This is a genomic window from Rubrobacter marinus, from assembly GCF_011492965.1.
GTDB lineage: Bacteria > Actinomycetota > Rubrobacteria > Rubrobacterales > Rubrobacteraceae > Rubrobacter_F > Rubrobacter_F marinus.
Genome location: NZ_CP045121.1, coordinates 3,818,616 through 3,840,649, shown reverse-complemented (window position 1 = coordinate 3,840,649; position 22,034 = coordinate 3,818,616). Strand labels below are relative to the sequence as shown.

21 protein-coding genes and 4 pseudogenes are annotated in these 22,034 nt (G+C 69.5%); 12 read left to right on the top strand and 13 right to left on the bottom strand.

All coding sequences use genetic code 11. From position 1 onward, the window contains the following. Positions 1-22 precede the first annotated feature (22 nt). Positions 23-976 (top strand): alpha/beta fold hydrolase, encoded by a 954-nt coding sequence (locus GBA65_RS19730; RefSeq protein ID WP_166398005.1) that lies wholly within the window; start codon positions 23-25, stop codon positions 974-976. Here the strand turns inward: GBA65_RS19730 and GBA65_RS19725 are convergent. The 4 genes from GBA65_RS19725 to GBA65_RS19710 form a co-directional block, all read right to left on the bottom strand. Further along, complete coding sequence (locus tag GBA65_RS19725; RefSeq protein WP_166398004.1) at positions 973-1,128, bottom strand: hypothetical protein; 156 nt, start codon at positions 1,126-1,128, stop codon at positions 973-975. The two genes, GBA65_RS19730 and GBA65_RS19725, sit on opposite strands and share 4 nt — an antisense overlap. 135 nt (positions 1,129-1,263) lie before the next feature. Further along, complete coding sequence (locus tag GBA65_RS19720) at positions 1,264-1,515, bottom strand: hypothetical protein (protein WP_166398003.1); 252 nt, start codon at positions 1,513-1,515, stop codon at positions 1,264-1,266. A gap of 67 nt (positions 1,516-1,582) precedes the next feature. Next, entirely contained in the window at positions 1,583-2,044 is a 462-nt protein-coding gene (locus tag GBA65_RS19715; RefSeq protein ID WP_166398002.1) for an NUDIX hydrolase, read from the bottom strand. Positions 2,045-2,132: 88 nt separating this feature from the next. After that, the gene (locus GBA65_RS19710; RefSeq protein WP_166398001.1) at positions 2,133-2,552 is read right to left on the bottom strand and encodes a PleD family two-component system response regulator; all 420 of its coding nucleotides are present in this window, start codon (positions 2,550-2,552) and stop codon (positions 2,133-2,135) included. Positions 2,553-2,671: 119 nt separating this feature from the next. On the opposite strand from GBA65_RS19710, the gene GBA65_RS19705 reads away from it, so the two are divergent. Next, complete coding sequence (locus GBA65_RS19705; RefSeq protein ID WP_166398000.1) at positions 2,672-4,453, top strand: ABC transporter ATP-binding protein; 1,782 nt, start codon at positions 2,672-2,674, stop codon at positions 4,451-4,453. Positions 4,454-4,546: 93 nt separating this feature from the next. Here the strand turns inward: GBA65_RS19705 and GBA65_RS19700 are convergent, their stop codons facing one another. From GBA65_RS19700 to GBA65_RS19690, 4 genes and pseudogenes are all read right to left on the bottom strand, one after another. Then, positions 4,547-5,149 carry a YqhA family protein gene (locus GBA65_RS19700; protein ID WP_207955955.1) on the bottom strand — a complete coding sequence of 201 codons (603 nt, stop codon included), beginning with the start codon at positions 5,147-5,149 and terminating at the stop codon, positions 4,547-4,549. Continuing rightward, positions 5,136-6,466, bottom strand: a pseudogene (locus GBA65_RS19695) (hemolysin family protein). Before GBA65_RS19695 ends, GBA65_RS19700 begins: the two are co-directional and overlap by 14 nt. A 331-nt stretch (positions 6,467-6,797) precedes the next feature. Further along, positions 6,798-6,926, bottom strand: coding sequence for a hypothetical protein (locus tag GBA65_RS25595; protein WP_266096523.1), 129 nt, complete (start codon positions 6,924-6,926; stop codon positions 6,798-6,800). 21 nt (positions 6,927-6,947) lie between these two features. Further along, positions 6,948-7,411, bottom strand: a pseudogene (locus tag GBA65_RS19690) (NAD(P)-dependent oxidoreductase); the annotation flags it as partial. A gap of 489 nt (positions 7,412-7,900) precedes the next feature. Here GBA65_RS19690 and GBA65_RS26875 point away from each other — a divergent pair. The 3 genes and pseudogenes from GBA65_RS26875 to GBA65_RS19670 all read left to right on the top strand — a co-directional run. After that, positions 7,901-8,299 (top strand): annotated as a pseudogene (locus tag GBA65_RS26875) (NUDIX hydrolase); the annotation flags it as partial. A gap of 778 nt (positions 8,300-9,077) precedes the next feature. Further along, positions 9,078-10,801: pseudogene (locus GBA65_RS27035) on the top strand (NAD+ synthase). A 123-nt stretch (positions 10,802-10,924) separates the two neighbouring features. Further along, on the top strand, positions 10,925-11,218 hold the full coding sequence (locus tag GBA65_RS19670; RefSeq protein WP_166397997.1) for a DMT family transporter: 294 nt from the start codon (positions 10,925-10,927) through the stop codon (positions 11,216-11,218). A 24-nt stretch (positions 11,219-11,242) separates the two neighbouring features. On the opposite strand, the gene GBA65_RS19665 is transcribed toward GBA65_RS19670, so the two are convergent. Next, on the bottom strand, positions 11,243-11,959 hold the full coding sequence (locus GBA65_RS19665) for an ABC transporter permease subunit (RefSeq protein ID WP_166397996.1): 717 nt from the start codon (positions 11,957-11,959) through the stop codon (positions 11,243-11,245). A 149-nt stretch (positions 11,960-12,108) separates the two neighbouring features. Beyond that, a complete protein-coding gene (locus GBA65_RS19660; protein ID WP_207955951.1) occupies positions 12,109-13,056 on the bottom strand; it encodes an ABC transporter ATP-binding protein in 948 nt (315 codons plus the stop codon). Positions 13,057-13,323: 267 nt separating this feature from the next. Here GBA65_RS19660 and GBA65_RS19655 point away from each other — a divergent pair, with 267 nt between their 5' ends. The 3 genes from GBA65_RS19655 (at position 13,324) to GBA65_RS19645 (ending at position 15,742) form a co-directional block, all read left to right on the top strand. Continuing rightward, complete coding sequence (locus GBA65_RS19655; protein WP_166397995.1) at positions 13,324-14,322, top strand: aldo/keto reductase; 999 nt, start codon at positions 13,324-13,326, stop codon at positions 14,320-14,322. A gap of 12 nt (positions 14,323-14,334) precedes the next feature. Next, on the top strand, positions 14,335-14,688 hold the full coding sequence (locus GBA65_RS19650; protein ID WP_166397994.1) for a hypothetical protein: 354 nt from the start codon (positions 14,335-14,337) through the stop codon (positions 14,686-14,688). Positions 14,689-14,752: 64 nt separating this feature from the next. Beyond that, positions 14,753-15,742 (top strand): aldo/keto reductase, encoded by a 990-nt coding sequence (locus GBA65_RS19645; RefSeq protein WP_166397993.1) that lies wholly within the window; start codon positions 14,753-14,755, stop codon positions 15,740-15,742. Positions 15,743-15,746: 4 nt separating this feature from the next. Here the strand turns inward: GBA65_RS19645 and GBA65_RS19640 are convergent, their stop codons facing one another. From GBA65_RS19640 to GBA65_RS19630, 3 genes are read right to left on the bottom strand one after another with little or no spacing between them, the layout of a single operon-like run. Continuing rightward, positions 15,747-17,174: a glycosyltransferase family 2 protein gene (locus GBA65_RS19640; RefSeq protein WP_166397992.1), complete on the bottom strand. Its 1,428-nt coding sequence runs from the start codon at positions 17,172-17,174 to the stop codon at positions 15,747-15,749. After that, a complete protein-coding gene (locus GBA65_RS19635) occupies positions 17,171-17,356 on the bottom strand; it encodes a hypothetical protein (RefSeq protein ID WP_166397991.1) in 186 nt (61 codons plus the stop codon). The genes GBA65_RS19640 and GBA65_RS19635 overlap by 4 nt, the downstream gene beginning before the upstream one ends. 11 nt (positions 17,357-17,367) lie before the next feature. Continuing rightward, complete coding sequence (locus GBA65_RS19630; protein ID WP_228282015.1) at positions 17,368-18,213, bottom strand: HEAT repeat domain-containing protein; 846 nt, start codon at positions 18,211-18,213, stop codon at positions 17,368-17,370. Positions 18,214-19,121: 908 nt separating this feature from the next. Here GBA65_RS19630 and GBA65_RS19625 point away from each other — a divergent pair. The 4 genes from GBA65_RS19625 (at position 19,122) to GBA65_RS19615 (ending at position 22,027) form a co-directional block, all read left to right on the top strand. Further along, complete coding sequence (locus GBA65_RS19625; protein WP_166397989.1) at positions 19,122-19,763, top strand: DsbA family oxidoreductase; 642 nt, start codon at positions 19,122-19,124, stop codon at positions 19,761-19,763. A gap of 302 nt (positions 19,764-20,065) precedes the next feature. Then, positions 20,066-20,332 carry a hypothetical protein gene (locus tag GBA65_RS24715; protein WP_228281492.1) on the top strand — a complete coding sequence of 89 codons (267 nt, stop codon included), beginning with the start codon at positions 20,066-20,068 and terminating at the stop codon, positions 20,330-20,332. Continuing rightward, entirely contained in the window at positions 20,329-21,177 is an 849-nt protein-coding gene (locus GBA65_RS19620) for an ABC transporter ATP-binding protein (protein ID WP_228281490.1), read from the top strand. Before GBA65_RS24715 ends, GBA65_RS19620 begins: the two co-directional genes overlap by 4 nt. 4 nt (positions 21,178-21,181) lie before the next feature. After that, a complete protein-coding gene (locus GBA65_RS19615; protein ID WP_166397987.1) occupies positions 21,182-22,027 on the top strand; it encodes an ABC transporter permease in 846 nt (281 codons plus the stop codon). Positions 22,028-22,034: the final 7 nt, after the last annotated feature.

Sequence of the window (22,034 nt, the reverse complement as noted above, 5' to 3'; positions counted from 1 at the left end):
CCCGAAACCTCCCGGAGGAGCCATGAGGACCAGAGCTTTCCGTACGCCCCGGCGCTTCGCCCTCGCGGGCCTGCTCTCGACGGGGCTGCTCTCGGCGCCGGTGCTCCTGGGGCTGGCGGGGAGCGTCGCGTTCTACCTGCGCCCCATGGCGACGTTCCGGGCGCTCTCGCGCGCCGGGTTGCGCCTCTCGGGCGCCTCGGAGCGGACGGCCGAGGTCCACGGCCTCCCCGTGCGCTACTTCGAGGCCTCGCCGAAGTCGTCGCCGGCGGGAGGGGAGGCGATAGTGCTGCTGCACGGCCTCAACGACTCCGCGGAGACGTGGGCGCGCGTCATGCCGGCCCTGGCGCGCGACCGGCGCGTCCTCGCGCCGGACCTCGCCGGCTTCGGTCGCGTTCCGGTCCCCAGGGAGGGGATGCGCCTCTCGGCGCTCGTCCGCTACCTCGCCGGTTTCCTGGACGCCGTCGGGGTGGAGAGGGCGGTCCTCGTCGGCAACTCCCTCGGCGGCGCGGTCGCCATCCGGTACGCCGTCGAGAACCCGGGACGGGTAAGCCGCCTCTTCCTGCTGGACAGCGCGGGGCTCCTCACCGAGGCCCCGCCCGAGCTCGAGCCGGAGACGCGCGAGGAGGCCCGGGAGCTCGTCGGCATGACCTTCGGACCGGAGGTGACCGCGCCCCGCTTCGTCCTGGACGGCCTGATCCGCTGGGGCCGCAACCCCGCGCACCGCGCCTACATCCACAGCGACGAGCCGACGGACGTCGGCGAAGACTTGAGCCGCATAGAGGCGCCAACGACGATAATCTGGGGGGAACAGGACCGGCTCATCCCGCCGGACCACGGGGCGGAGATGCACGCCGCCATCCCCAACTCTGAGCTGATCCTACTTCCTGGCGTGGCCCACGTCCCGCAGGCTCAGGCCCCAAGGGAGGTGCTCCGGATCGTGGCGGAGCGCCTCGCCCCAGACGGGACGCGGGCTTAATCCTGCTCCGGGCCCTCCTCTTCAACCGACGGGTCGACGGGCGGCGTCCCCTCCCCGGTCTTGCGCGGCCGGTAGACGAACAGGATCCACATGGCAACGACGCCCACCCCGACCGCTGCCATCCCGCCGAACTGCCACAGCTCAGCACCCATACGGTGCCTCCTCCCGATACCCCTCGCTACCCTTCCACGACTCCTCGAAGCGACCGATGTGCTAGGTCATGCGGCCCCGCAGCGGTGCGTAGGGGCTGTTCTTGGAGCCGGCAGACGAGGGGCACCGGGTACGTCTCATGGGCCCGGGGGACGCTCGTCGCCGAACTCCCCCTTCCGGAGGCCCTGCCAGCGGTTCACGTGGTCGAAAAAGTACGCGTCCGCGAGGTCGTCCCACGTGTCCCGCCACGAGAAGCACTCGTAGCAGACCGCGAGGGTCAGGGGGGTGAGGAGGTGCCCCACGACGTAGTGCTCCTCTGGGACCTCGTCCTCGCAGACGGTGCAGATGCGGGAGGTCACCCCCAGGGGGAGGTTGGGGATGCCGCTCACCGCGCGGGGCCCGTCACGCCCGGGGACCGCCCGCTCTTCGCCGCCGAGATCCCCTCCGCCCGATGCGTCAAGGCGCGCCTCCCTGCGGGCGTAATTTGTCGAGGGCGAGGAGGACCGCGGCGACGCCGCTGGAGCTGACGATCTCCCCGGCCTCTATCTTCGGGCGGATCTCCGCGAGGGGCACGGCCTCGACCTCGACCCGCTCGAACTCGTCGAGCTCCGTCGCGGCGCCCGGCTCGACGCCGCGCGCGAGATAGAGGTAGGCCCAGTTGTCCTTGAGGCTCGGGGAGGAGGCCAGGCTGCCCAGAGGCTCCCATTCGCCGCCCGTGTAGCCCGTCTCCTCGCGGAGCTCCCGGCGGGCCGCGTCGAGCGGGTCCTCGCCCTCGTCCACGAGCCCCGCCGGCAGGCCCAGCTCCACGAGCTCCACGGCGGGTCGGTACTGGCGGACCAGGATCACCTCGCCGCTCGCCGTCACGGGGAAGATTATGGCGGCGTCGGGGCGCTCCAGGACGTAATAGGGGTCCTTCACGGCCCCGTCGGGCAGCCGATAGGAGTCCGAGCGGAGGACGAAGTACGGCGTCTCTACGAGCTTCTCGGAGCCGAGGCGCTTCCAGGCCCTAGGATCCGTGGCCGGCCTCCCCCTCGGCCCCGAACTCGGCCCCGCCGGTCCGGCCGTCGTCTTCGCCCCGTAGGATCTTCGGCAGGTCCTTCGTGAAGGCGCTCCGGGCGACGACGCGATCGCAGCCCATCTCCCTGGCGGCGACGGCGAGGTCCTTCTGCACGTGCGAGAGGTACCCGACGACCGGGACGCCGCGCGTGGCCTCGCCGGACTTCAGCTCCCCGAGCAGCTTCAGGGGCTCGAAGCGCGACGAGTTGAGGTCGAGGACGAGCAGGTCCGGCGGGCTCTCGGCCGCGACGGCGAGAAACTTCCCCGGCGAGCGCGGGAACGAAGCCTCGACGCCTATCGTGTTCGCGGTCTCCATAATCTTGCTCTTGAACAAGAGATCCTCGACCGCCGCTACGACCCTTCGGGCCACAAACACTCCCCCTCGCTTCTCGCCGCAACCTATCAAAAGGTATAGGTCGCACATTCTACCCCCCGACCGTGCGGTATCCTAGCCTTGTGGCAGAAAGATACGCCAAAACGGTTGATGGGTTGCGGCGTACGAGGGCGGCGCTCTCGCACTTCGCGCCGTTTCTGGCGCCCCGGAAGAAGGGCCTCCTCCTGGCGCTCGGCCTGCTCCTCCTGGAGACCGTAACCAGCCTCGCGCAGCCGTGGCCTCTGGCCCTGATCCTGAACTACGTGATCCTGGACTACGAGCTGCCGTTCCTCGCTTTCGGCAAGGAGACGCTCTTGGTCGGCATCGTCGTGCTGCTCGTGGTCATCTCGATGGCGAGCCGCGGCGTGGCGGCCTTCCGGCGCTACCTTCTCTCGAAGCTCGGCCAGGAGACCGTCTTCGACATGCGCGACGCCCTGTACAGCAAGGTGCACGCCCTCGGCCTCGACTACCACGGCAAGAGGCGCACCGGCGACACCATCACGCGCGTCACCAGCGACGTGAAGGAGGTCCGGAGCCTCCTCGTGGACTCGGTCGTGGAGGTCGGGTCGTCTTTCCTGATCCTCATCGGGATGCTGTTCGTGATGGTGTGGCTCAATTGGCAGCTCACCCTCCTCGCCCTCCTCACCGTGCCGTTCCTCTTCCTCTCCGTCAGGCGCTACCGCAAGGCGCTCATAGAGAGGATGAGGGTGGTGAGGACGAAGGAGGGTGCTATCGCCTCCGTGATCCAGGAGGCCATAACGGGCATCCGGGCCGTCAAGATCTTCGGCCGCGAGCGCGACGAGATGGCGCGTTTTCGCAGGGAGAGCCGGGAGTCCCTCACGGCGAGCGTCGCCTCCTCCCTCATAGAAGCCAAGTTCAGCATCCTGCTCGGCCTCGTCGGCGGGGTGGGCACCGCCCTCGTGGTGTACTTCGGCACCCGCCAGGTCCTCTCCGGCGCCCTCAGGCCCGGCGACCTGACCGTCTTCGTCGCCTACCTCGGCCTCTTCCTCTCGCCCCTGTGGGCCCTCTCGCGCCAGGTCAACCAGATCGGCAAGTCCCTCGTCTCCGGCGAGCGCATCATCGAGCTTCTCTCGGCCGAGCCGATCGTCAAGGACGCGCCCGACGCCCGCCCCGCCCCGCCTTTCGAGGGCCGGGTGGTCTTCGAGGACGTCCGCTTCGCCTACGAGGACGAGGCGGGGCCCGTGCTGCGCGGCGTCGACTTCGAGGTCGAGGCCGGGCAGCGCGTCGCGCTCGTGGGGGTCAGCGGGGCCGGCAAGACCACCGTGACGAGCCTGCTCGCGCGCCTGTACGAGCCGCAGGCGGGCAGGATCCTCGTGGACGGCGAGGACGTGAGGCGCTACACGATGAAGTCCCTGAGGGATCAGGTCACGTTCGTGCCGCAGGAGCCGATGCTGTTCAGGGCGACCGTCGCGGAGAACATCTCGTACGGCAGGCCCGGGGCCTCGATAGGGGAGATCGAGGAGGCCGCCCGCCTCGCCGGGGCCGACGAGTTTATCCGGGAGATGCCCGAGGGCTACGAGACCGTGCTCTCCGAGCGCGGGGAGAGCCTCTCCGGCGGGCAGCGCCAGCGCATCTCCATCGCCCGCGCCATGCTGCGCGACACCCCGATCCTGATCCTCGACGAGCCCCAGGCCGGCCTCGACGCCGAGGCCGCCGAGGCCGTCGAGGCCCACTGGCGCGAGCTCACCGAGGGCCGCACGACCTTCGTCATCGCCCACGAGCTCAGGCTCGTGAGGGACGTGGACAGGATCCTGGTCCTCGAAGAGGGCAGGGTGGCCGAGCAGGGCACCCACGACGAGCTGGTGCGATCGGGCGGCCTCTACGGGCGGCTCCACGCCCTGCAGGAGGGGTCCCAGGGCCGGGACCCGGTGAGATAAGGAGGTGACGCGGTGAGGGAGATGCTTGTGTTGAGCATCGTGCTGACGGCGGTGGTCGTCGCGATCTACGTCTCGTTCGCGTAAGGCCGGACGCTACGAGCCCTTCGGCTCCTGGTCCTTAGGGGGCTTTCTGCTGCCGAGGTAGAGCGCGCCGCTGACGAGCAGGACGCCGGTCGCGAAGTACAGGAGGTCCAGAGGGCTCCTGTACTCGAGTTGCAGGGCCCGCTGGAAGAACTCGATGACGAGCACCAGCAAGACGAGGCTCGCGATGCGCTCCTTCAACTCGTCGAGGCTCCTGATCAGGAGCAGGCGGGGGATGGTCTCCGACCGCTCGGCGGGGTCCAGCTTGCTAATAAAGAGCTCGTAGAGCCCGAGGGCGAAGATGATGAGGATGGCGGCGATCAGGTACCCGTCCACCGCCTTGACGATGGCGGTGATCGCGCTCGCCCGCAGGTCCTCGCGCTCGTCGGTCCCCAGGCTCAGGTCCGCGTAATCGCCGAGGTACCCTAAAAAGTAGAACACGTCGACGGTGGCGAGGTAGAAGGCTCCCAGGGCCAGCAGGAGCCCGAAGACCACCGCCACGAGCACGATCAGGCGGCTGCCCCACAGCGCCCCCTCGAAGAGGCGCGTCACGCTCGACTCCGGGACGGACCGCTCCCCGCCCCTCTCCGGGGGCCGCTCGCTACCCGCCGCCATCGCCCTCCCCGTTCTCCCGCACCGTGACGTGGGCGACGCGGGGGCCGTCGATCTCGTCGACGCGGATCACGCACCCGTCCACCGAGACCTCGTCGCCGACCTCCGGGGCGCGGCCCAGGGTGCCGAGGACGAGGCCGCCGATGGTGTCGAAGTCCGCGCTCTCGAACCCCGAGCCGAGGGCGCTATTGACGTCCTGGATCGGGATGCGCCCGTCCACGGAGTAGGTCCCGTCCGGGAGCCTGCGCACCGCCGGCTCCTCGTCGTCGAACTCGTCCCGGATCTCGCCGACGATCTCCTCCAGGATGTCCTCGATGGTGACGAGCCCCTCGAACGAGCCCCACTCGTCGATGACCACGGCCATCTGGATCTCCTGCTTCTGGAAGTCCTCCAGGATGTTCTCTATGGAGCGGTTCTCGGGCACCACGAGGACGTCGCGCATGAGGTCCCGGGCCTTCGTCTCCGACTCCACGCCCCCCGCCGACTCCACGGCCCTGAGTATGTCCTTGACGTGGACGGCCCCACCACCCGGTCGTGCCCGTCGCCCTCGTGGACGGGGTAGCGGGTGTAGTGCCCGGAGGAGGTGACCGTCACGAGATCCTTCAGCCCAGGCTCGCCGGGATCGCGACCACGTCCGGGCGGGGGACCATGATCTCGCGCGCCATCGTGTCCTCCAGGCTGAACACCCCGTGAGCCTGGACTCCTCGTCCTTCTCCAGGATGCCCTGGCGGGTCGACTGCGCGATGAGCGTCCGGATCTCCTGCTCTGAGTACGTCTCCGAGCTCTCGGTCGCCGGGCGACCCCGAAGAGGCGGACGACGGCGTTGGCGGTGCCGTTGAAGACGACGACGCCGGGCAGGAGGAGGTAGTAGAAGAACCTCATGAACGGTGCGACGAAGAGCGAGGTGCCCTCGGGCTTCTGGATCGCGAAGCTCTTCGGCGCGAGCTCCCCGAAGACGACGTGCAAAAACGTGATGATCCCGAAGCCGATGGCGAAGGCGACCGCGTGGATCAGGCTCTCCGAGAACCCCAACGCCCCGAGGACGGGCTCCAGGAGCCTCGCTATCGCCGGCTCGCCCAGCGCGCCGAGGCCCAGCGAGGAGATGGTGATGCCGAGCTGGCAGACGGCGAGGTAGCGGTCGAGCTTCTGCGTGGCGCCCCGGACGATCCGGGCCGACGCGCGCCCCTCGTCGACCATCCTCTCGACCTGCGCGCTCCTTATCTTCACGAACGCGAACTCCGCGGCCACGAAGACCCCGTTGAGCGCCACCAGGAGGAGCGCGCCGAGGATGCCGAGCCCCGAAAAGATCAAGCCTTCCAAAGAGACCTCCCCGACGCCCGCCGCCCAACGCCCCACGCCGTACACTCGGCACGGCGCGTCGTTCGATGATCCGCCTTCACGAAGCCACGCCCGCAGCGGCGAGCTTCCCACGGGGCATGGACGGCCGGGGGCCGTCGAAGATCCAACCGTTCAGAATTTCCTCCCGAACCGGCGCGACCCGACGATGATGACGGCCGCGCGCGAGCTCTCGATGTGTCTTGGCGAGGTACAAGATAGCAGAGCACGAATATACCATGGCCTTCGCCCGCCTCTCCACGACCGGCCTGCCGGCAACGACTCCGTCAGTAGCGAAGCCCCTTGTCCAGCTCGTTCAGGAGCGGCTCCCCGCGAGGTAGCGGCGGAGGTTCTCGCAGAGAAGGTCCGTTTGCAGCTCGTTGGTCAACCCGGGCACGTTGTCCGTGGAGTGGGGGCTGACGATCACGTTCGAGAGCTCCCACAAGGGGCTCCCCTCCGGCAGCGGCTCCTCCTCGAAGACGTCGAGCGCCGCCCGGAGAGGCGCCCGTCCCGAGCGCCTGCGCGAGCGCCGCCTCGTCCACGACCCTGCCCGTCCGACGTTGGCGAAGTACGCCCCTCTCTCATCGCCCCTATCGCCTCTCGGTCGACGAGACGCTCCGTCTCCGGCGTGTTCGGCAGCGTGACCGCGACGTAGTCCGCCCCGGCGAGCGCGGTCCCGAGATCTCCCGTCTCGCGGAGCTCGTCCGCGTAGAGCCACGCCTCGTCCCCGTCCCGGACGGTCCGCTTGACGCCCACGATCCTCATCCCGAACGGGCGGGCTCTCTCCGCGATCGCACGCCCGATGCTCCCCATCCCGACGACGCAGAGCGTCTTGCCGTAGAGCGTCTGCGTGTGCGCCTCGCGCCACCGCTTCTCGGCCTTGTCCCGCCGGAGCCGGTCCAGGTCCTTGGCGTGCTGGAGAAACGCCATCATCACGAACTCGGCGAGCGGCCCCGAGTAGACCCCGCTCGCCGTCGTCACGACGACGTCCGAGTCCAGGAGCCCCGCCTTCTCGGCGACCTCCCCGGCCCCGGCCATGCTCCCCTGCACCCACCGTAGCCCCGGGGCGACCCGCAAAAGGTCCTCGACGTGCCCGCGCGGAAAGTCGTAGAGGACCTCGGCCTCCCCGAGCATGGCGAGAAAGTCCCGCTCCCCCTCCTCCGTGCGCCGCCACCCCGGCGGGCCCGCGTGGTCCCCGGCCAGCGCGGGGAGGGACGAGGTCCTCCCGGTAGAGCACGTTCAGCCCCTCCCCGACGCCGCGGATGCGCCCCACGTGCTCCTCCTCCAGGTAGCTCGCTATCACCACGGTGGTCAAGGGGCCTCCCTCCGATCGACGCCGACAGCCCGTCAGCTTGTCAGCTTTTCGCGCGCGGCGCATGTTTCCGGGCCCGCGCACGGCTCCCCTGTTAACCTGTCGCCGTGGACGAGAAGATCGACATCCTCGACGAACACGGGGCGAAGACGGGGCGAATCGCGTGGAAGAGCGAGGCGCACCGGACGGGGCTGTGGCACCGCTGTTTCCACCTCTGGATCGTGGACCCGGGCGACGGCCCGGATGGTCCGTACCTCGTCGTGCAGCGGCGCGCCCCGGGCAAGGAGACGTGGCCGGAGAAGCTCGATGTGACCGCCGCCGGGCACCTCATGGCGGGGGAGGCCGGGCTCGACGGGCTGCGGGAGGTGGAGGAGGAGCTCGGGCTCACCGTCGGGGGCGGCGACGTCGTGGCGCTCGGGACGCGCAGAAACGAGCTGGAGATACCGGCCGGGACCGACCGCGAGTTCCAGGACGTCTTCCTTCTCGTGAGGCGGCTCTCGCCCCCGGATCTCCGCCTGCAAAGGGAGGAGGTCGCCTCCGTGGCGCGCCTCCGCCTCGACGATGTCGAGGGGCTGTGCGGGGGCGAGGCCGTGCCCGCGGAGGAGTGGGCCGACGGGGAGGCGCGGGCGACGAGCGTGAGGATCGAAGACTTCGTCCCCGGCGAGGACGGCTACCTGCTGCTCGTCGCGCGGGCGGCCCGGAAGGTCCTGGCCGGCGAAGAGGCGGGGGAGGCCCCTAGCCCGTCCCCTCCAGAAACTCGTCGGCCTGGCGGGCGGCCAGCCCGGCCCGCCACGCGGCCCGCGGGCGTCCTTTCGTGCGTACTCCGCCCGTTCCCCCGCCAGCCCGGCCTCCCCGGCGAGGGCGTGGAGGGCCCTCGCGGCCCCGGCGGCGAGGTGCGTGGCCGCGAGGGCCGTTCGTGCGTTCTCCTCCGGCAGCTCTTCCAGGGAGGCGGCGCCGAGGCTCGCGACGTCCGCCGCCCGCAGCGCCCCCTCCACGGGATGGGGGTCGGCCGCGCCGGCGAGCGCTTCGAGCTCCGCCCGCAGGCCCCGGGCGAGCTCCCGCGTCACGGCGGCGCGCAGGGAGGGGGCTTCGGCCTCCGGGAGGGACCAGGCCTCCTCCAGCAGGCCGGCCGCGAGCGCGGCTCCCCGCAGGGGCGCTCCGCCCCCGCCCGTGCCCTCGGCCGCTCCTTCTCTCTCCCTCGCCACCACGGGGGGATTCTACCCCAGGCCGGCGTGTGTCCCGATCGATGTGCCTTGTGGGGCCGGCGGGGTTATCATTCAACGCATGAGGATAGCGCTGGCCCAGATCAACACCGTTGTTGGCGACGTGTGGGGGAACGTGGAGAGGGCCGCGAGCGCCCTGGAGAGGGCCGTCGAGGGCGGCGCGGACCTCGTCGCCTTCCCGGAGCTCACCATGACCGGCTACCCGCCCGAAGACCTGCTCCTGCGCCCGAGTTTTATCGAGGAGAACCTGGCGGCCCTCGGGCAGTTCGCCGGCGGGGTCCCCGAGGGGTCGTGGCGGCGGTGGGGTTCGTGGACCTGAACGGGGACCTGTACAACGGGTGCGCCATCGTCTCGGGCGGGAGGTCCTGCACCGCTACCACAAGCGCTACCTCCCGAACTACGGCGTCTTCGACGAGAACCGCTACTTCCGCGAGGGCGAGGGCGCCCCGGTGGTCGGGCTGGACGGGTCTCTTCTGGGCGTCAACGTCTGCGAGGACATCTGGTACCCGGGCGGCCCCGCGCGCGAGCAGGCGCTCGGGGGCGCGACCGTCCTCCTGAACATCTCCGCCTCCCCGTACCACCGGCTCAAGGGCGCCTCCCGCGAGAGGATGCTCAGCGTCCGGGCCTCGGACTACGGCTGCTACGTCGTCTTCTGCAACCTCGTCGGCGGCCAGGACGAGCTCGTCTTCGACGGGCGCTCCGCCGTCTTCGACCCGGGCGGCAGCGTGCTCGCCCGCGCCAAGCAGTTCGAGGAGGATCTGCTCCTCGTCGACATCCACCCGAGGAGGCCTCTTCCACCGCCTCCACGACCCGAGGCCCCGTAAGGAGAACCCGGACCGCGCGCCCAGCGTCGTCCAGGTACCCGCGCGCGGGAGGGTGCGGCCGACTCCCCGCCGGCGGGCGAGCCGCGGGTGGAGCCGACGCTCGGCGAGGAGGGGAGGCGCTCGAGGCGCTCGTCCTCGGCCTCGGGGATTACTTCCGCAAGAACGGCTTCTCGCGGGCCGTGCTCGGGCTCTCGGGCGGCATCGACTCCTCGCTCGCGGCGTACGTCGCAGCGTCGGCCCTGGGCCCGAGAACGTCACCGGCGTCCTCATGCCGAGCCGCTACACCTCCGAGCTCAGCAACACCGACGCGGCGGCGCTCGCCAAGAACCTCGGGGTGGACACGCAGGTCGTGCCCATCGGGCCGGCCTTCGACGCCTACCGGGAGATGCTCCAGGACGCCTTCCGGGGGCTGCCCGAGGACGTCACGGAGGAGAACATCCAGTCGCGCATCCGGGGGAACATCCTCATGGCCCTCAGCAACAAGTTCGGCTGGATCGTCTTGAGTACTGGCAACAAAAGCGAGATGAGCGTCGGCTACTCCACGCTCTACGGTGACATGGCCGGGGGTTTCGCCGTGATCCGGGACGTCCCCAAGACCCTCGTCTACCGCGTGTGCCGCCACATCAACGAGGTCGAGGGGCGCGAGATCATCCCCGACTCCGTCCTCCAGAAGGAGCCCTCCGCCGAGCTCCGCGAAGACCAGCGCGACGTCGATTCCCTCCCGCCGTACGAGGTCCTCGACCCGATCCTCCAGGCCTACATCGAGGAGGACAAGGGGATCGGCGAGATCGTCGCGAGCGGCTTCGACGAGGAGGACGTCCGTAGGGTCGTGAAGCTCGTCGACGCCGCCGAGTACAAGCGCCGCCAGGCCCCGACCGGCATAAAGGTCACCTCCCGCTCCTTCGGCCGCGACCGCCGCATGCCGATCACCAACCGCTACCGCGAGAAGCCGTACGAGTAGCCGCCCCCTCCGGGCGGTCCGCAATACACCTGTACACTAGGGCCTTCTTGCCCCACTCGTCCCGGAGGTCTCTCGGATGAACCCTGTCGCGTTGTTTCTACTCATGCTCGCCATCGCCGGGAGGTGATCGGGACCGCCGGGCTCAAGGCCTCCGAGGGCTTCGTCCGGCTCGGGCCCTCGGTGGTGGCGGTGCTGGGGTACTGCGCGGCGTTCTACTTTCTGTCGTTGAGCTTGAAGCAGCTCCCCTTGGGCATCGCCTACGCCATCTGGTCCGGGCTCGGCACCGTCGGCTCCGTGCTCATCGGGGTGCTCGTCTGGCGGGAGGCGCTGGGGCCGGCCCACGTCGCGGGGATCGCCCTGATCCTAGCCGGCGTGGTCGTCCTCAACGTCCTCGCCGGTAACCCCGGCGCCTCCTAGGGGCCGCCGGACGCGGCGGAGTTCTTACGTGACGTCCCGCCTCCACAAGAGGAGCGCGGCGAGGAGGACGAACCCGACGGCGTAGGCCGAGAGCACCAGCACGGCCCGCTCCGGCTCCACGAGCGGCTCCGGCACCCCGAAGCCCTCCGGGAAGGGGGAGCCGAAGGAGTTCGAGAGGCCGAGCGTGTTCTCCCCCAGCGTCGCCTTGCGGATCCTCTCGAAGGTGTCGCCCTCGATCGGTAGGGTCGCGAGGATGTTCTCGACCGCTAGAGCGTACGCCAGCCCGAGCCCGATGGCGAGCGCAGTGCCCCTGAACAGGACGGCGAGCGCGAAGCCCAGGGAGCCCCAGACCAGCAGGATCAGGGCTCCAGCGCCGAAGCCGCGGAAGAGCTCGCCGACCGAAGGCCAGTCCACGGCCGCCTCCTCCAGCCGGGCGACGGCGAAGCTGCCCAGCGCCGCCGCCGAGAGGGCCAACAGTACGAACAGGAGCAGGAACAGGCCCAGGGCCGCCAGCTTTCCGAGGAGGACGCCGAGCCTGCCGGGCCTCTGGCTCAGGACGCTCTTCAGCGTCCCCCAGCCGTACTCGCTCCCGGCGGCGAGGGCGCCGAAGATGAGGGCTATGGCCCCGCCGATGCCGAATACGCCGCTGCCGAACAGGTTCGAGAGCAAGCTCTCCGGCAGGAGCGCGTTCAACTGCTGCTCGGCGAACGCCTCCTCCTGGGCCCGGACCTCGGGCGGCAAGTCCTCGGGGGCGGGGAGGGTTGGAGACGAAGGAGTAGGTGAGGAGGTAGCCGAACAGGAGGACGACGGCCACGAAGACTGCCGCGAGGATCCAGGTCGACGGGCGCTTGCGGAGCTTCAACAGCTCCGCCGAGAGGCTTGCCCCCATCTCAGACCGTCTCCCTTCCCGTAAGCTCCAGGAACACCTCTTCGAGCGACTGCTCCGCCGGCCTCAGCTCGCTCACCCGGATTCCTGCGCTCACGAGCTTGGCGTTGATCTCGGCGGACCGTTCGGGGTCCGCGACGAGCCTGAGAGTCCCGTCGACCACCGTCGCCTCCTCCACGCCCTCGAGCCGGGCCGCGATGTACGAGGCCTCCTCCAGGGGCTCGGCCCGCACGAGCAGGCCCTCGCGACCCCGAAGCTCCGCGACCGTCCCCTCGGCGACGAGCCTGCCCTTCCTCACCACCCCGACCCGGTCGCAGATCTGCTCGACCTCGCCGAGGAGGTGGCTGGAGAGCAGCACCGTCCTCTCGCCGCTGCCGAGCTCCCGGATCAGGGCGCGCATGTCCGCCATCCCCTTGGGGTCGAGGCCGTTCGTGGGCTCGTCGAGGATCAGGAGCTCCGGGTCCTTCAAGAGGGCCGCCGCGACGCCGAGGCGCTGCTTCATGCCCAGGGAGTACTTCCTGAACTTGTCCTTCGCCCTGCCCTGGAGCTCCACCTCCATGAGGGCCTCGTCCACCCGCCACCACGGGACGTCCGCGTAGCGGGCCATCACGCGCAGGTTGTCCTTGCCGGAGAGGTAAGGGTAGAAGGCCGGCGACTCGACCAGGGCGCCGATGCGCGCGAGCCCGTCGGGGGCGCCGGGCCTCTCCCCGAGGACGCGCGCCCTGCCCGAGGACGGCCGGATCAGGCCGAGCAGCATCCGCAGCGTGGTCGTCTTGCCCGCCCCGTTCGGCCCGAGGAAACCGTAGACCTCGCCGCGCCTCACCGCGAGATCCAGGTTATCCACGGCGGTGATCCGCCTGCCGTAGCGCTTGGTGAGGCCGCGCGTCTCCACGAGGAGATCCTCGCCGGGTGGACGCCCCGCGTCTCCATTCTTCAGAGTACCTGCCGTCAAAGCCCTCCCCTTCCTCTCGACCCCACCCGAGTTCGAGACCCTCCGCACCGACCCTCGCGCATTGTCTCGCCTCGTAGCCCCATCCCGCAACGTCGCCGCAGCGGCCCACGAACCTGATTACGCAACGATGCGCCCCAACGTTGCTCCCCCGGCGCGCAAACCTCGCTTCGCCATGCTCTGCGTGCGGACCTCGCACGGACCGGGACCCCGCGCGACGCACGGTGCTAGAGTGGTCCGCGGTTTGTCGCCGAACGCGGAGGGGTTCTCTTGGATTACCGAAGGCTGGGACGGACGGGGCTTATGGTCTCGGAGCTGTGCCTGGGGTGCATGACATTCGGGCGGGAGCTCGACGAGGAGGGTTCGCGCGGGATCGTCGCCCGGTACCTCGAGGCGGGCGGCAACTTCATCGACACCGCCGACGTCTACGAGACGGGCGTGTCGGAGGAGATCACCGGCAGGGCCTTGAAGGACGTCCCCCGCGACGACTACGTGCTGGCGACAAAGGTCCGCTTCCCGATGGGCGACGGCCCGAACGACGTCGGGCTCTCGCGCAAGCACGTCATCTCCGGCTGCGAGGCGAGCCTCCGGCGCCTCGGCATGGACCACATCGACCTCTACCAGGTCCACGCCTGGGACGCGGCGACCCCGATCGAGGAGACGCTGGAGGCGCTGAGCGACCTCGTGCGGGCGGGGAAGGTGCGCTACGTGGGCGTCTCGAACTTCTCGGCGTGGCAGATCATGAAGAGCGTCGCGACGAGCGAGGCCAAAGGGCTCGCGCGGTTCGTCTGCCTCCAGCCCCAGTACTCCCTCGTCGAGCGGAACATCGAGTACGAGGTCCTGCCGGCATGTCGCGAGGAGGGCCTCGGCGTCATCCCGTGGGGCCCTCTGGGGGGCGGCTTCCTCTCCGGCAAGTACCGGCGCGGGGAGGAGCCCCCCGAGGGGTCCCGGATCGCCGAGGCGTCCGACGACCTCGAGGAGGCCTGGAAGAAGCGAGCCGTCGAGCGCAACTGGCGGACGCTCGACGTGATCGGCGAGATCCACGAGGAGACCGGCAAGAGCTACGCCCAGATCGCCCTGAACTGGCTTCTCCGCCAGCCCGGCGTGACCGCCCCGATCCTGGGCGCTCGCCGCCCCGACCAGCTCGAGGACAACCTCGGCGCCACGGGATGGGAGCTCCCCGAGGAGTGGGTCTCCCGCCTCTCGGAGGCGAGCCGGCCGCCCGACCTTTACCCGTACAACATCATCCGGAACGTCCAGCGCGTCTGATACGATGGTGGCATGAAGGAGCACGAGTTCGACGTGAGGATGACCCCGGCCGCGCGCGACGCTCTGCGCCCCGGCGAGGCCCTCGTCCTGGACTGGCACCGGATGGCGGTCTGCTGCGCGGGGGCGGGGGAGGCGAGCCTCTACGCGATGAAGGAGGAGGGCGCCCGCAAGCGCAAGGGCCTCGTCCGGCTCAAGGGGGAGGCCCCGATCTACGCCGCCCGCGCCATCTTCCCGCACCTCGCCGGCCGCCCGGTGGTCCTCGACTCCAAAAAGACCCTGGGCTTCCGCCGGTTCGTCTCCGACCTGCCGGGCGACTTCGGCCTGCGCGCCGTGATGGGCCGCCTCCCGGAGCAGACGGCCCGCTAGGACGGGGATCTCCGAAAGATTATGTAGACTGGTCGGGACCGTCCGGCGACGCGGGGAGAATGCCTTGCAGCAGCGCAACCTTGGAAGCGAAGGTCTCGTGGTCTCGTCCTTGGGCCTCGGGTGCATGGGGATGAGCGAGTTCTACGGCACGAGCGACGAGGGCGAGTCCATCGCCACGATCCACCGCGCCATCGAGCTCGGCGTCACGTTTATAGACACCGCCGACATGTACGGGCCGTTCACCAACGAGAAGCTGGTCGGCAAGGCCATGGAGGGCAGGCGGGACGAGGTCCAGCTCGCCACCAAGTTCGGGAACGTGCGCGGGGAGGACGGCTCCTTCAAAGGCGTGCGCGGCGACGCGGCCTACGTCAGGGAGTGCTGCGACGCGTCCTTGCGGCGGCTCGGGGTGGACCACATCGACCTCTACTACCAGCACCGGGTAGACCCGGATACCCCCATCGAGGAGACGGTCGGGGCCATGAAGGAGCTCGTCGAGGCCGGGAAGGTGCGCTACATCGGGCTCTCGGAGGCGGGGCCGGAGAGCATACGCCGGGCGAACGCGACGCATCCCGTCTCGGCGCTCCAGTCGGAGTACTCGCTGTTCACGCGGGACGTGGAGGACGAGATCCTGCCGCTCTGCCGCGAGCTCGGGATCGGCTTCGTCCCGTACAGCCCGCTCGGGCGCGGCTTCCTGACCGGCGCCTGGAGGACCATCGAGGACCTGCCCGAGAGCGACACGAGGAGCGGACGTTTCCCGCGCTTCTCCAGGGAGAACTTCCAGAAGAACGTCGAGCTCGCCGACCGCATAAGGGATGTCGCGAAGGAGAAGGGCGCGACCCCCGGCCAGCTCGCCCTCGCCTGGCTCCTCCACCAGGGCGAAGACATCGTCCCCATCCCCGGCACCAAGCGCCGCGAGCGGCTGGAAGAGAACGCGGGCGCGGCGGACGTGAGGCTCACGGAGGAGGACCTGCGGCGCATCGAGGAGGCGATGCCGAAGGGTTCGGCCTCCGGCGAGCGCTACGGCGAGCAGATGATGCGCGCCGTCAACCGCTAAGAAGCTACATCCTGCGTAGCGTCTGCTCGCCCTCGGGGTCGTCGAACCCCTGGCGCTCCATCTCGCCCCAGCCCTTCTTGTTGCGCAGGTAGGAGACCATGGCGATCACCCGCCAGACGGTGTTCAGCTGCCGGTAGCCGAGGTTCTCGGCGACCGCGTACAGCGAGAGCTTCCCCAGGTCGCCCCAGCGGGGGTAGCGCCTCAGGCGCAGCTCCTCCAGAAAGACCGCCGCCAGGGAGAGAAAGGACCCCCACCCGACCGAGACGAGAAAGAACAGCAGGGCGAACTCGGTGTTCAGCACCCCGAGCAGGAGGCTCACCACCAGGGCGACGTACCCGGCGAGCTCCACCAGCGGCCCCAGAAACTCGAAGAAGAGGAAGTAGGGCAGGCCCAAGAGGCCCACCGATCCGTAGGAGGGGTTGAAGATCATGCGGCGGTAGCGGACCAGCGTCTCGATAAGGCCCCGGTGCCAGCGATCCCGCTGGCGGCCGAGGACGCGCAGGGTGCTGGGCACCTCGGTCCAGGCCACCGGGTCCGGGATAAAGACCACCCGGTACTTGCTACCGCTCTTCTTATAAAGCTTGTGGAAGCGGAGGGTGAGCTCCATGTCCTCGGCGATCGTGTCCACCTCCAGGCCGCCGAAGTTCAGGATGTCCCGGCGCCGAAACATCCCGAACGCGCCGGAGACGATAAGGAGCGAGTTGATCCTGCTCCACCCCGTCCTGCTCGCGACAAAGGCCCTGAGGTATTCGACGACCTGAAAGGCCGCGATGGGGTTCCTCGGGGCCCTGACCTCGACCACGCGTCCGTCCCGGATCTCGCACCCGTTCGCCACCCGCACGATGCCGCCGACGGCGACGACGTTCTCCGACTCGATGAGCGGGCGCGCGACGCGCAGCAGCGCGTCCTCCTCCATCACGACGTCGGCGTCGGTGAAGCAGACGAAGGGGTGGCCGGCCGCGCAGACGCCGGCGTTCAGGGCGTCCGAGCGCCCCCCGTTCTCCTTGTCCACGACGATCAGACGCTCCGTCGGGGAGACGTAGACGCCGCGTATGGGGGCGGTCCGCAGCTGCATGCGCACGGGCTGGTCCGCCTCCCTGAGGCCGAACGTCTCCTTCAAGACCTCCAGCGTCCGATCCTTCGAGCCGTCGTTGACGACCACGACCTCGTGCAGCGGGTAGCGCATGGTCAGGAGCGAGCGGACGCTGGAGGCGATGGTCACCTCCTCGTTGTAAGCGGGGACCACGACGGAGACCGGCGGCGAATAGGCGGAGGCGAAAAGCTCCGGGAGGCCGCTGAAGATCTCGCGCCGGGCGTGGTCGGCGACCTCCACGAACGAGACCGCGTACAGCACGAGGTACACGGTGTTGAGCACCACAAAGTACCCGAGCACGAACTGGTTGAACGCCAGGAGGAGGTCTAGGAGCGTCACCTACCGGCCGTCCCCGCGAGCTCCGCGCACAGCGCGTCCTTCTCGGGGCCTTGGGGTATGGACGCCAGGAGGCTTCTCGGGTACCGTTCCGCGCCGGCGTGGATGATGGCCCGCACCCCCCTACGCGCCGTCTCGCCCGTCTCGCCCGGCGCCGCCATCTCCCCGACCCAGCGGTCCAGCACCCCCTCGGACTCTAGCGTCGCCGCCGCCCTGTCGCGCGCGAACCGGTCGGGGCTGCCGAGCAGCTCCAGCAGGGCCCCTCGCCCGGCGTCCCCAGCCCGGCGAGCGCGCGGGCGGCGTTGAGCCGTACCCACCACTCCCCGTCGGAGACGAGCCCCCGTAGCACGGGTACGGCCTCGGGGTCCCCGACCATGCCCAGGGCGTTGGCGGCCTGCGCCCGGACCGGCCACGCGGGGTCCTCGGCGGCCCCCAGCAGCGTGGGGAGGTCGCCGGGGTTCGAGATCTTGCCGAGCGCCAGCGTCGCCTGCGCCCTGAGGTCGGTGCTCGCCGCGCCGCGCGCGGCCCGCGCCAGTTCCGCCCGCGCCACATCCGCCCCCAGGTTCCCCAGCACCTGAGCCGCGAGGACCGCCCCGGCCCCGTTCTGCCGGGAGAGGACCTGCGCGAGCGGCTCCTCCGCCGCCGGGCCGACCCGCTGCAAGTTCTCGGCGACCCTGAGCCGCGTGAGCTCGGAGGGGTCCTCCAGGGTGCGCGCGAGGAGCCGGGCGGTCTCCCCGGTCCCGATGCGGGCGAGGGCGCGGGCGGCCACCGCCCGCACCGTCTCGTCCCGGTCGTCGAGCAGCCTGCCGAGCAGCGCGACCGCCTCTTCCCCCCCGAAGTGGCCGAGGTTCTCCGCGGCCCGGGCCCTGTACCAGCGCCGCGGCGAATGGAGCATCCCGGCGTACCTCCGCGCCAGCCCGATCTCCACCGCCGCCTCGGAGAGCCTCTCCCTCTCCGCCCCGATCCGCTCCACCCGGGCGAGACGCTCGCTCATCAGCGTGGCCAGGATGTCCCACTCCCAGGACCGGGGCCACCGGATCATCAACCCACCGGCCCTCCCACTTAAAAAGGCCTCCAACCCGGCCTCCAGCTTCGCCCGCTTGGAGGTCTGCCAACGGCGCTTGACCCCCTCGACCCTTTGGCGGCCACCGTGACCGTCAGGGTGAGCGCGTTCAACACGGCCACCCCAGGATCCCAGCCTCCAACAGCGTGAAGCTCAAGCCCCGAACCCTCAAACGTATCTCGCAAAGAATCGCTCCTACAAACGTGGTCGTCGATCGTTTCCAAAAGAACTTTGATAACTCAGAACAATCCGAAATTCCTACGCTGATTTACGTAAAGACCTCTACGTAAAAACGTATAGGAACTCAATTTATACTATTTTGCGTAGGCGAGTAAAGGGGTTTGCGGTGGCAGTAAAGTACGTCTCGACGGTCAAGCTCGAGCCGGTGGGGGCAAGGTCCGGCGGGCCTACGTCCCCGGTGAGGAGGAGCCGGTTCTGTTCGGCGTGCACAGCGAGATCGCGGAGCACTACGGCGTCGCGCCGGGGCGGAGGAGCCGCACGCCTCCACGCTGGACTACGTCGTCGCCGCGGCCGGCGGCTGACTGCTCGGCACCTTTGCCGGCGCGCTGGCAGCGCGTCAGATCGAAGTGGGCAGCCTCGACGCGGACGCGGTCGGGGAGGTGGAGGTAGAGGGAAGGTGCTGGTGATCAAGCGGATCCGCCAGGTCTTCCGCCTCACGGCGAGCGAGGACGACAAGGGGACGATAGACCGCGTGCTCGGCGTCTACGCGGACTCTTGCCCCGTCGCCCGTTCCCTCAAAGGGAGCATCGAGATCACGAGCGAGCTGGACTTTACCCCGCCTAGAAGCGGTAGAATCGCCCCCAGCGCGGACCCCCGAACCGAGGTCGGGGGTCCGTCATCGTGCAGAGAGACGTTCAGGAGATCTCATGGAGAACAGCGAGAAGCGAGCCAGGATCACGGTGTTCAGCGACTACGTCTGCCCGTTCTGCTACCTGGAGGAGCCGGACCTCGCGCGCGTGAAGCGGGAGTACGGCGACAGGGTCGAGGTCGACTGGCGGGCCTACGAGCTCAGGCCCGACCCCGTCCCCACCCTCGACCCGGACGGCGACTACCTCCACCGCGTGTGGAACGCCTCCGTCTATCCTATGGCCGAGGCCCTGGGCATGAAGCTCCGCCTCCCGCCCGTACAACCACGGAGCCGCAAGGCGCTCGAAGCCGCCGAGTTCGCCCGCGAGCAGGGCTCCTACGACGAGATGCACACCGCCCTCTTCCGGGCCTTCTTCGAGGACGGCCGGGACATAGGGGACGTGGAGGTCATCGTCGACGTCGCGGCCCCCGTCGGTCTCGACCTCGACGATCTCCGGGACGCCCTCGCGGAGGGCCGCTACATCGCCAAGGTCCTCGCCGACGAGGAGCTCTCGCGAGAGCTCGGCGTGAGCAGCGTCCCCACGATGCTCGTCGCGCCCGCCGGAGCCGAGCTCTCGGAGGCCGAGGTCATCACCGGCGCCCAGCCCTACGGCGGACGCATCGAGGCCGCCGTCGAGCGGGCGCTCGGCAGGGGCCGGTAAGGAGTCCCTTGGAACACCGTTGACAAGCCCTGCGGGGCCGGGTAGGGTTGTTAGCGTTGTGATCGAAACCGCGAGAGAGACGAGGAGGTGCGGATGAGCGTCAGGCGACACGTTCTGATTTCGGGACGAGCCATGTTCGAGGGAGCGGTGCGCCCTGATGTCCTCGTTCGCATGAGAACCTGAGCCCCCCTCAGGAATAACTTCTCAGAGCGGCCCCCGGGACATCAGGACCCGGGGGCTTTTCGTTTGCGCGACGGGCCGAGGCGCGACCTCCCGGGGCATGGACCGAAGACGGGTTCGGCATGGGCTTTGTAGGTACGAGGAGAGGGAGCTTCGGCGAGATGTATGGGGACGGGTGGTATGGGGTGGTACGGGACCGCGTCGAGCGACAGCGGGAGGAGGCGGAGGAGGCACGGCTGGCGCGCACGCTGACCCGCGAGCGGGACCCCCTGCGGGTCCGCGCGAGGGCGCGTGCCGCGCGCTGGCTGTTCGCGCTCGCCGTCGCCGTGGAGCGGCGGGAGACCTGGCGCGTCGTGTGGGAGAGGCTCGGGGAGAGGGGACGGCTGTGAACCGGTTGTTGGGCTACGGCAGCGTCGAGGATCGGTGGGGCTCGAGGGCTTCGGAGACGGAGGCCCTCGAGCTCAGGGGCGTGGAGAAGAGCTTCAAGAAGCGGCGGGGGGAGACCGTGCGGGCGCTCGACTCGGTCTCGTTCGCGGTCGGTAAGGGCGAGGTCGTCGGCATCCTCGGGCCGAACGGGAGCGGGAAGAGCACGCTGGTACGCATCGTCTCCACGCTCGTCGTCCCGGACGCGGGGACGGTAGAGGTCTTCGGGGTGGACGCCGTGAGGCACCCGAAGGTCGTGCAGCGGTGCATGAACCGGGTCAGCGTCGAGGCGAGCTTCTTCAAGAAGCTCTCGGCGATGGAGAACCTGCTCTACGGGGCGAAGCTCTACGGCGTCACGAGCCGGGAAGCCAGGCCGCGGATAGCGGAGATCCTGGAGAACGTGGGCTTCGCGCGCAAGCGGGCGCTCGAGCCGATGGAGCACCTGAGCCGCGGGATGCAGCAGAAGATAGCGCTCGCCCGCGCGCTCCTCACCAGCCCGGTGCTCATGCTCCTCGACGAGCCGACCACCGGCCTCGGCCCCCGGAGCAAGAAGGACGTCCAGGGCTTCATCCGGCGCATAAAGGGCGAGCACGACTCCTCGATCCTGCTGTGTACCCACGACATGGACGAGGCCGAGGAGCTCTGCGACCGCATTGGCATCATGGTGGACGGCAGGATCGTCGCCCTCGACGAGCCCGAGGCGCTCAAGCGCCGCTACGCCGCCGGGGCCGAAACCCCCACATTGGAAGAGACGTTCATGACCGCGACCGGGCTCTCCGTCGAGGAGGCCTCGGCCGAGGGGGAGGAGTAGGAAGATGAACGCTGGAAGGGCGACCAGGCCCCTGTGGCTCTCGGAGATGATCGCGATCTGGGGCTACGTGCAGAGAAACTACTTTCTGACGAAGCGCTACCTCATGTGGGAGATCGTCTGGCTCGTCTACGTGACGGTGAACGCCATGGCGATCACGTACATAGGCGCCGGCGCCGCGAGCTTCGGCGGGGGCACGATAGACACCGAGCGGTTCATGACCTACCTCCTGGTCGGGGCCCTTCTGTGGAACTACCTCTCGATGCTCTTCGACGTGCTCTCGGAGACGGTGAGCTGGGAGCGATGGGAAGGGACGATCGAGTACACCTTCATGAGCCCGTCGAGCCGGGTGACGCATCTGCTCGGCATGGGCCTCTACGCCGTCGTCTACGGCATCTTCCAGACGGCCCTTACCCTGGGCGCCTGCTACATGCTCTTCGACCTCGACCTCTCCCACGCGAACTACTGGGGCGCCCTGCTCGTGCTCGCGACGTGCAGCGTCTCGCTCGTGGGGTTCGGGATCGTGGCGGCCGTGCTGCCGCTCCTCTCGCCGGAGAAGGGGCAAGGGGTGAGCTACATCGTCTCGTCCGTCCTGCTCCTCGTCTCCGGCGTCTACTACGACGTGGCCGTCCTGCCGGGCTGGATGCAGGCGATCGCCACCGTCTCGCCGGTCACCTACGCCCTGACCGGCGCCCGCGCGGCCCTGCTCGACGGGGCCGGGGCCGCAGAGCTCTGGGGGAGCATCTGGCCCCTCCTCATCATGGGCGTCGTCTTCGTCCCGCTGGGGATGCTCGTCTTCGGCCTCGGGGAGCGCTACGCCAAGCGCACCGGCAAGCTCAAGAGGAGCGGGTAAGAAGCTA

Excerpts from the sequence above, each read along its gene's own strand:
- GBA65_RS19615 (WP_166397987.1), top strand. The coding sequence starts at position 21,182 with ATGAACGCTGGAAGGGCGACCAGGCCCCTGTGGCTCTCGGAGATGATC.
- GBA65_RS19730 (WP_166398005.1), top strand. The coding sequence starts at position 23 with ATGAGGACCAGAGCTTTCCGTACGCCCCGGCGCTTCGCCCTCGCGGGC.
- GBA65_RS19650 (WP_166397994.1), top strand. The coding sequence starts at position 14,335 with ATGAAGGAGCACGAGTTCGACGTGAGGATGACCCCGGCCGCGCGCGAC.
- GBA65_RS24715 (WP_228281492.1), top strand. The coding sequence starts at position 20,066 with ATGGGCTTTGTAGGTACGAGGAGAGGGAGCTTCGGCGAGATGTATGGG.
- GBA65_RS19630 (WP_228282015.1), bottom strand. The coding sequence starts at position 18,213 with ATGATCCGGTGGCCCCGGTCCTGGGAGTGGGACATCCTGGCCACGCTG.
- GBA65_RS19700 (WP_207955955.1), bottom strand. The coding sequence starts at position 5,149 with ATGGCGGCGGGTAGCGAGCGGCCCCCGGAGAGGGGCGGGGAGCGGTCC.
- GBA65_RS19625 (WP_166397989.1), top strand. The coding sequence starts at position 19,122 with ATGGAGAACAGCGAGAAGCGAGCCAGGATCACGGTGTTCAGCGACTAC.
- GBA65_RS19725 (WP_166398004.1), bottom strand. The coding sequence starts at position 1,128 with ATGGGTGCTGAGCTGTGGCAGTTCGGCGGGATGGCAGCGGTCGGGGTG.